Origin of the sequence: Photorhabdus noenieputensis (assembly GCF_018448935.1) — a bacterium.
GTDB lineage: Bacteria > Pseudomonadota > Gammaproteobacteria > Enterobacterales > Enterobacteriaceae > Photorhabdus > Photorhabdus noenieputensis.
In genome coordinates this window covers 1-1101 of sequence record NZ_RCWC01000131.1, presented here as the reverse complement: position 1 = coordinate 1101, position 1101 = coordinate 1, and the positions used below count along the sequence as shown (strand labels likewise).

General features: G+C 53.1%; 1 protein-coding gene. It reads left to right on the top strand.

Features of this window, described 5'->3' with window-relative positions; translation table 11 throughout:
- Window positions 1-1101, top strand: a 1101-nt coding sequence (locus EAE91_RS23490) for a condensation domain-containing protein (RefSeq protein ID WP_244869023.1), incomplete at both ends; no start/stop codon positions are given.

Genomic DNA, 1101 nt, shown 5'->3' with positions numbered 1-1101 from the left:
CGCGGTTACCGCATCGAATTGAGCGAAATTGAAGCCGCACTCACTTTGCACCCACAGGTAAAACAGGCGGTGGTGATTGACCGTGAGCATAACGGCCATAAAGTACTGGTGGCGTATCTGGTGACAGACGAGGAACTATCAGACGATGAACTCGTCAGGCACTTATCTTCCCGCCTGCCGGACTATATGCTGCCGGCCAGCTTTACCCGTATTGAATCCATCCCCCTGACCCTAAACGGTAAAGTGGATCGGCGGGCATTGCCGGAACCTGTCTGGGGAAACAGAGAGGGATACGTGGCACCCCGCAATGCGCTGGAAACCCAACTGTGTGCCATTTGGCAGGACGTGTTAGGACTGGAGCGGGTGGGTATTGAGGATAATTTCTTCCGCATCGGGGGCAACTCCCTGACGGCAATTAAGCTGACCGCCGCCATCCACCGCACACTGGCAACCGAAGTCTCACTGGCTCAGTTGTTTGCACTAAAAACCATCGCGGGCCTGGCAACCAAGATGGAACAGCAGATTTATACGGTTATCCCTCATCTGACACAAGAACGCTATCCCTTATCATTCGCCCAGGAGCGGATGCTATTTATCGAGCAGTTCGAACAAGGCTCCGATACCTACCATATCCCTTATCTGGTCCAACTGGATAATGATGCCTGTTTGCCCTTGTTGGAAACCGCCATTAACCGGCTGGCTGAACGCCACACTGTAATGAAGATGGTGTACCCCAGCGATGATGATGGGCAGGTTTACCCGCAGAAACTGGACAGGAATTTAGTTATCCACTCCCAATCCGGTGAAAACGCTGACACGCTTTTGAACACGGTTCGGGCTGAAATAGCCACCCCGTTCAATTTGACCACAGAACCCAGCCTGAGACTGTGCCACTATTCGATGTCTGACCCGGTGTCTGGCCAGCACTACTTATTAATGCTATGGCACCATATCGCCATTGATGGCTGGTCGGCCGATATCTTTATGGCTGAACTGGCGGAGATTTACCACTCCTTGCGGGAAGGTCGTGACAGCCAGCTTCCCCCACTGGAGATTACCTACGGCGATTACGCCGCCTGGCAACGGGATTATTTACAGGGC